Source organism: Oscillibacter sp. CU971, from assembly GCF_905219725.1.
GTDB lineage: Bacteria > Bacillota > Clostridia > Oscillospirales > Oscillospiraceae > Oscillibacter.
The window spans coordinates 21,828-29,497 of the sequence record NZ_CAJMXG010000012.1; the positions used below are offsets into that span (position 1 = coordinate 21,828).

6 protein-coding genes and 1 pseudogene are annotated in these 7,670 nt (G+C 62.0%); 3 read left to right on the forward strand and 4 right to left on the reverse strand.

The window, feature by feature from the left end:
- Positions 1 to 96 precede the first annotated feature (96 nt).
- From JX325_RS17795 to JX325_RS02120, 3 genes are all read left to right on the forward strand, one after another.
- Complete coding sequence (locus JX325_RS17795) at positions 97 to 1,419, forward strand: extracellular solute-binding protein (protein ID WP_243413874.1); 1,323 nt, start codon at positions 97 to 99, stop codon at positions 1,417 to 1,419.
- Between the two features lie 707 nt (positions 1,420 to 2,126).
- Entirely contained in the window at positions 2,127 to 2,876 is a 750-nt protein-coding gene (locus JX325_RS02115; protein ID WP_204789530.1) for an HAD family hydrolase, read from the forward strand.
- Positions 2,877 to 2,889: 13 nt separating this feature from the next.
- Positions 2,890 to 3,249: a VOC family protein gene (locus tag JX325_RS02120; RefSeq protein ID WP_204789531.1), complete on the forward strand. Its 360-nt coding sequence runs from the start codon at positions 2,890 to 2,892 to the stop codon at positions 3,247 to 3,249.
- Between the two features lie 43 nt (positions 3,250 to 3,292).
- Here the strand turns inward: JX325_RS02120 and JX325_RS02125 are convergent, their stop codons facing one another.
- From JX325_RS02125 to JX325_RS02140, 4 genes and pseudogenes are all read right to left on the reverse strand, one after another.
- Positions 3,293 to 4,681 (reverse strand): YfcC family protein, encoded by a 1,389-nt coding sequence (locus JX325_RS02125; RefSeq protein ID WP_204789532.1) that lies wholly within the window; start codon positions 4,679 to 4,681, stop codon positions 3,293 to 3,295.
- A gap of 14 nt (positions 4,682 to 4,695) precedes the next feature.
- Positions 4,696 to 5,694 (reverse strand): annotated as a pseudogene (gene argF, locus JX325_RS02130) (ornithine carbamoyltransferase).
- A 71-nt stretch (positions 5,695 to 5,765) separates the two neighbouring features.
- Positions 5,766 to 6,992, reverse strand: a complete 1,227-nt coding sequence (gene arcA, locus JX325_RS02135) for an arginine deiminase (RefSeq protein WP_204789533.1) — start codon at positions 6,990 to 6,992, stop codon at positions 5,766 to 5,768.
- Positions 6,993 to 7,094: 102 nt separating this feature from the next.
- A partial coding sequence (locus tag JX325_RS02140; RefSeq protein ID WP_204789534.1) for a stage II sporulation protein P occupies positions 7,095 to 7,670 on the reverse strand: 576 nt, incomplete at its 5' end.

Below are 7,670 nucleotides of genomic sequence, written 5' to 3' on the forward strand. Positions count from 1 at the left end.
CCCGCCGCCGGGGTACGGGCTAAGCTCCCGTTTCCGCCCCCTTGGCNATATAGATTCCAGCATCACTATTTCCCCAAAACGAAAGGAGAAGATCTGATGAAGAAGAAACTCTTTGCGCTGCTGATGGCCCTGGTAATGGTCCTCAGCCTGGCCGCCTGCGGCGGCGACAAGGGCGGCGATACCCAGGCCCCCGCCGACTCCGGCGCCTCCACCGGGACCGAGCAGCCTTCCGACGGCGGCGACGCCGCTCCCACCACCGACTTGAAGCTGGGCTATGACATGGACACCGGCGAAAACGTCTATGGCCCCTACTATGACGAGTGGAGCGACATGACCGATGAGGAGCTCTACGAGTTGGCCCTGAAGGAAGACACCACCATCAACGTCTACGCCACCTCCTCCAAGATGCTGAAGGAAGAGGAGCCCTTTGAGGAGGCGTTTCCCGGCCTGGACCTGGTGGTCTCCGACCTGGACTCCGACGAGGTCCTGAGCAAGGCCAGGATGGAAAATGAAACCGGAAACATCACCGCCGACGTGCTCCAGACCAAGGACGTCAACGGAGAAGTGTTCCACGAGTACTATGACAAGGGCGTCATCGAGCCCTTCTATCCCCGGGACATCTGCGCCCACATCCCCGAGGAGAACCTGAAGTACAGCTATCCCCTGTACTCCTCTCAGGCCTTCTGGTATTACAACACCGAAGCGTTCCCCGATGGCCAGCCCATCAACAGCTGGTGGGAGATCATCGAGAAGGATGACGCCGGCAACCAGAAATTCGCCCTCTACACCAAGGAAATCGGCCAGGAGACCGCGTACCTCTCCCTGTTCGCCAGCTTCATCATCAACGCCGACGAAATGGCCCAGTCCTACAAGGACACCTATGGCAAGGACCTGGAGTACACCTACGACGCCTCCAGCTTCGCTTTCGAGGTTCCCGAGAACAACGCGGGCGTTGAGTACCTGTGGCGCTTCACCCAGGCTAAGATGACCTTCATCGGCGACGGCGACGAGCTGGTGCTGGCCGTCCACAACTCCACCAAGGAGCAGCCCGCCCTGGCCCTGGCCTCCGCCGGTAAGATCGAAAACCGGGAGGAGTCCGGCTACAACATCGACTGGTGCATCAACCTCAGCCCCTACACCGCCCTGCTGAANACCGAGGCCATGATGGTCGTCCAGGGCTGCAACAGCCCCGCCGGCGCCCGCCTCTTCATCCGTTTCGTCACCGGCGGCGCGGACTGCCAGAGCGGCGGCCTGAAGCCCTTCACCAAGGTCGGCAACTGGCCCCTGCGTGACGACTTCGTGGACGAGAAGAACCCCGNCAAGCTNAACGAGCNGGGCGCCCGGGCCAACGACCTGGTCTCCATCTATGAAATCTATCCCGACGTGCAGGATATGTGGATGTACTGGCTGAACCAGTAATCCCTCTCTCTGCCATCGCCGCGTTCACAGCTTTGCTGGGCGGGCGGCCGGACGGCCGCCCGCCCGCCTTCTAAGAAGCTGTATTCACAGGCGAGAAACGGCACAGGCTTCCCGCCTGTGAATACAGCTTCCATGTTTCAAGGCTTTTAAGGAGGAACCCTATGGCAAATCCCATCCGGCAAAAAGAGATCGACGAGCGGGTCGGCAAGTTCGCGGACAAATTCTGGGGCGCGTTCCAGATGACGGAAAACGGCAGGGTAAAGAGCACCATCCTGCTCTACTCCTTCTGCCTCTGCTGGGTGCTGCTGGCCGTTTACGGCGGCTGCTTCGCCCTGCTCAACCCCTNGCTGGACGGCCTTTTGAGCGGGTCGGCGCTTCCCGTCTGGCTCATCAGCCTGGTGGAAGCCCTGGCGCCCGCGGCGGCGGGGACGGCGGCGGCCTCTCTGGTCTGGCTGCTGCCCGTCGACAAGCGTTTGCTCCCCGCCGGCTATCTCTGGCTGACGCTGCTGATGCTGGCTTGTTTGATCGGGCTCATAATGCTCATGGGCTGGGAAAACGCCGGGCTGGTCCTCCAATTCTTTGGGATGTTTGTGCTGGCCCCTCTGGCGCTGGGCCTGAGCTCGTCCCTTTTGGCGTACTATCTATACTGGAAAAAAAGGCCCCGTGCCGAAGATTCGGCACGGCCTTGGAAAAGGCAGTGAGAATTTATGATCGATACCGTATTGTTTGACATGGGCGGGACCCTGGAGGACATTTTTATCGACGACGCCAGCAAAAAGGCCTCCGCCGAGGGCGTCCTCCGCATCCTGGCGGCCCACGGCCATCCCCTGTCCCTGGACATCCCTGCCGCCATCCAGGCCTTTGCCGACGGCTGGGACCGNTACGCCGCCTACCGGGGCCCCACGAACCGGGAACTGAAGCCCGAGGAGATTTGGGGCAACTATGTCCTGACGGAGCTGGGCCTGGACTTCGACACCGTGAAGCCCTTCTCCGAGGAGCTGGCCCACATGTGGGAGGTCACCCACTACCACCGTGCGCTCCGCCCCAAGGTAAAGGAAATGCTGGAGGGCTTGAAGGGCCTGGGCATGAAGCTGGGCGTCATCAGCAACACCGCCGCCCTCTACCAGGTCTTCCGCACGCTGGAGGAGTACGGCATCCGGGATTACTTCCAGGACGTGACCCTCTCCTCCGTCACCGGCTACCGCAAGCCGGACCCCAACATCTTCCTGGTCTCCTTGAATCAGGTCCGCTCGGACCCCAAGACCTGCGCCTATGTGGGCGACACCTACTCCCGGGACGTCATCGGCCCCCAGAATCTGGGCTTTGGGGCTACCTTCCACATCCATTCCTTCCTGACCCAGTCCCGGGACGGCGACGTTCCCAAGGACGTCCGGGCTACCTATACCATCCAGGACATTTATGAGGTTTACACCATCTTGAAGGACCAGGCGGGCTGAAAGGCGGCAGAATATGTATACGTTCAATCATTTCAATTTTAACGTTACCGACCTGGAGCGCTCCTTGAAATTCTACAAGGAGGCCCTGGGCCTGTCCCCGGTCCGCCGGAAGGAGGCGGAGGNNGACAGTTATGTGATTGNNTTTCTGGGGGANCGGAGGACCACCTTCCGCCTGGAGCTAACGTGGCTGCGGGACCATCCCCAGAAGTATGACCTGGGGGAGTGCGAATTCCACCTGGCCCTCAAGGCCCCGGATTATCAGGCAGCCTATGCCAAGCACAAGGAGATGGGCTGCATCTGCTTCGAGAATCCCGCCATGGGCATTTACTTCATCACCGACCCGGACGGGTATTGGATTGAGATCATCCCGTGACAGCGGCAAACCACCGGCTCTTTTGAGCCGGTGGTTTTTTCGCTCAGCCCAGCGCCACGCCTGCGATCAAAAACACCAGAGTCAGCAAAAAGAAATACAAAATCAGCTTCCACACATACTTGACCCACTTGTCATAGGGCACATGCCCCAGGGCCAGGGCCCCCATGACAACCGCCGCCGTGGGGGTGATGATGTTTACAAGGCCGGAGGCGGACTGGAAGGCCGTCACCACCAAATCGCCCCCCACCCCCGCGAAGCGGCCCAAGGGGGCCATGACGGGCACCGACAGCGTGGCCAGGCCGGAAGAAGAGGGAATCAGCACCGTCAAGGGCNGGTACAGCNNGTACNCCAGCAGCACGAAGCTGACAGGCCCCGCCCCGGAGAGGGCNTTCTCTCNCCAGTGGAGGATGGTGCCGGTGATCTGCCCGTCGTTCATCAGCACGGTGATGCCCCGGCTGATGCCGATGATCAGGNCCACCCCCAGCAAATCCGCGCAGCCCGCCACGTAGGTTTCGGCAATGGCCNCTTCGCCCATGCGGTCGATGAGGCCGATGANCACGCCGCTGACCAGGAACAGGGCGCTGAGCTCCGGGAACCACCAGCCTAAGGTCGGCAGAGGCAGGCCCATCTCGTCAAAGGGAATGACGCCGTAAATCATAATCAGGAAGGTCAGGGTGAAGATGGCCATGATGACCTTCCGCTTGGGTGTAAACTCCACCGTCTCTTCCATGTTGGCCTGGATCTTCCCCGCGCCCACGCCCACCACGGACCGGGCCGGGTCCCGCTTCACCCGGGCGGCGTAGGCCATGACGAACCAAATCGCCGCCCCCTCAAAGACCACCCACTGGATAGCCCGGAGAAGGATGCCCTCCCCCAGGGACACCCCGGCGAAGCCCGCCGCGATGCCCGTGGCAAAGGGGTTCACCGTGGAGCTGATGATGCCCGCCCCGGCTCCCAGGAGGATGACGGAGATGCCCACCACCGCATCATAGCCCGCCGCCAGAAAGACGGGAATCAGAAGGGGATAGAAGGCCATGGTCTCCTCCCACATGCCGTAGGTGGTGCCCCCCAGGCCAAAGGCGATCATCAAAATGGGGATTAGCCATTTCTCTCTTCCNNCCAGGCGCTGAATGATCCGGNCTACCCCGGCGTCNACCGCTCCGGTTCTCATGACCACGCCCAGGAAGCCGCCCACCATCAAAATGAAGACGCACACGTCCACCGCGTCGTAAAACCCGGCGAAAGCGGCCTTCAGCACCGCCCCGGCCCCCTGGGGGCTCTGGGCCACGGCGNNATAGGTCCGGGCTACCGGGGCCTCGTTCACGTACTGGTAGGCTCCCGCCGGAACCAGCCAGGTGCACAGGGCCACCAGGATGATGAGGAGGAATAGAATGGTGTATGCCGTCGGCATACGGAATCTCGCTCGTTCCAAAGGGATCTCCCCCTTTATTTTCCGATGGTGGCCACCAGGACGGCCTTAATGGAGTGCATCCGGTTTTCGGCCTCGTCGAAGACCACGCTGTGGCGGCCCCGGAAGACCTCGTCGGTGACCTCCCGGATGTCCACGCCCTTGTCCTTCCNCTCCTTGGCCAGCTTCGTCNCAAAGTCNTGGAAGGAGGGCAGNCAGTGCATATAGAGCACGTCCGGGTTCCCCGTGGCCTTCATGGTCTCCTCCGTCACCCGGAAGGGGGAGAGCAGCTCTGCCCGCTTGGGGATCAGCTCCTCCTCGCCCATAGAGGCCCAGATGTCGCCGTAGATCATGTCCGCGCCCTTCAAAGAGCCCATGTCGTCGGTGATCTCAATGAGGCCGCCGTTCTGCCTGGCCTCGGCGAAGACCCGCTTCACCAGCTCCTGGTCCATCTGCTGGGCCAGCTCCTGGGGCCCCAGGCCCACGAAGTGCATGCCCATTTTGGCCGCGCCCATCATCCAGGCGTAGCACATGTTGTTCCGCACGTCGCCGGGGAAGACCACCTTCATCTTGTTCAGGGGCTTGGCGCAGTGCTCTTCCAGGGTCATCATGTCGGCGAGGATCTGGGTGGGGTGGTCCCAGTCGGTGANGCNGTTCCNNACGGGAACGCCGGACCATTTCGCCAGGTCCTCCACCACCTGCTGGGCATAGCCCCGGTACTCGATGCCGTCGAAAAAGCGCCCCAGCACTTTGGCGGAATCCTCCAGGGACTCCTTCTTGCCCATCTGGGAGCTGCCCGCGTCCAGGTAGGTGACATGGGCGCCCTCCTGGGTGGCGGCAACCTNAAAANAGNNCCGGGTCCGGGTGGAGGTCTTTTCGAAGANCAGCACGATGTGCTTGCCCTNCAGGGCGGNCTAACAGACNCCGGCGCGGCGCTTGGCCTTCAGGTCGTGGCCCAGGTCCAAAAGATAGCGGATTTCGCCGGGGGTGAAATCCTCCAGGGTTAAAAAGCTGCGGCCTTTTAAATTCAATGCCATGTTGTGTTACCTTCCTTTTCTGGTTCCCCCTGAAAAGGGGGGATTGTACTCGCCCTTCGGGTGGGGGAACCTTACGGGTCCTCCCGCCAGAGCGGCATGCTCATGCACCGGGGCCCGCCGCGCCCGCGGCTCAGCTCCGCGCTTGGAATGGTGTGCACCTTAATCCCCGCCTCCTCCAGGGAGCGGTTCGTCACGTAGTTCCGAGAATACACCACCACCTCGCCGGGGGCGATGGCCAGGGTGTTGCTTCCGTCGTTCCACTGCTCCCGGGCCGCGTCCACCTCGCTGCCCCGGCCGCATTCGATAAGGGTCACATGGTCCAGCCCCAGGTGCTCCTTGAGGATGTCCTCCAAACGGCCGTCCTCCTGGGTGATCTTCATCTTTTTGTTCTCGTCCANCTCCATGACAAACACCGTAATGCTGGAGAGAATGTTGGGGTGCACCGTGAACTTGTCCCGGTCCACCATGGTAAACACCGTGTCCAGGTGCATGAAGGACCGGCTCTTGGGGATGTTGAAAGCCAGAAGCTTCTTAAAATTCGTCCNGCTGTAGGTCAGCACCGCCTCCGCCAGGGTGTCGATGGAGTCCCCCTTGGTCCGCTGGGAGATGCCCACCCCCAGCACCTGGGGGCTGAGAATCAAAATATCCCCGCCCTCCAGAGAGGAGGTCTCGCCCCGGTCGTACCACCGGGGGGCGTGCATATACTCCGGGTTGTGCTCGAAGATAAATTTGCCAAAGAGGGTTTCCCGGTTTCTCGTCTCCGTCAGCATCTTGTGGATGGACACGCCGGTGCCGATGGTGGCGAAGGGGTCCCGGGTAAAATAGAGGTTCGGCATGGGGTCCACCACGAAGGGATACCCGTCCCCGGCGGCGGATAAGAGGTCCGCCAGCTTCTCGCTCTCGCCCTGGAGCTGGCTTTTCCGCACGCCGGCCATCATAGTGGAGACCATCTGCTTGTCCGGCATCTTCCCCAGGTATTCCCCCAGGAGCACCCGGCTCCGCTGGTCCTTGACGCCCGCCTCGTCCAGGAACTGCATCACCAGCTCCTTGCGGACCTCGTCGCTGGTAATGGAATTCACCACCAGGTCCGTGAGGTAAACCACTTCCACGCCCTGCTGGCGCAGACACTCGGCAAAGGCGTCGTGCTCCTTCTGGGCCTCCCGGAGATAGGGGATGTCATCGAACAAAAGCCGCTCCAGATACTCCGGCATCAGGTTTTCCAGCTCTTGGCCCGGGCGGTGGAGCAGAACCTTTTTCAGCCGCCCGATCTCGGAGGTGTTGTGGATTCCCGTTTCCAAATGGGCTCACTCCTTTTGCGTTCAAATCGTTGGGTGGTTTTAGGGTCCCTGATTTCGGCGTTTTCATGCGCGGCGGAAAAATTTACAAAAAGAGGCGGCCTCTTACGAAGCCGCCTCCCCGCCGCCCTCCTCTTCCGGGCCGTCCCCGCTTTCCGGGGCTTCCGCAGATTCCGCGCCGTCCCGTTTCTCCAGCAGTACCGCCGCGAACCGCTCCGCGAAGAGCCGCCCCGCCAGCACCGCCTCCTCCGGAGAGTTTCCGGCGGCCCCCACCTCCAGCAGCAGCGACCCGGTGGTGGCGTGCTGGTTGTACCGGGAGTTCCGCAGCAGCACCGGGCGCATCAGCGTGGGGTAATGCTCCAGCACGTCCTGCTGCACCGCCGCCGCCAGGCGCAGGTTTTCCAGCCAGAGCGGATGCGCCAAGCCGCTGCCGTCGCTGCCCATCACCAGGGACATCTGGGCGGCGGTCCCCTGGTCTCCCAGCTCGGAAACCACCTTGTGCTGGTTCCCCTGCCCGTCCTCAATGGCGTCCCGGTGGACGTCCAGGACGAAGCGGATAGAGGGATACTTCTCCAAATACCCCCGGATAGCCGTCAGCGCCCGGTCATAGGCCCCGGTGTAGTTGGGGTAGTCGTACAGCGTCCGGTCGTGAAGGACGGAGATCCCCGCCTCCCCCAGAAC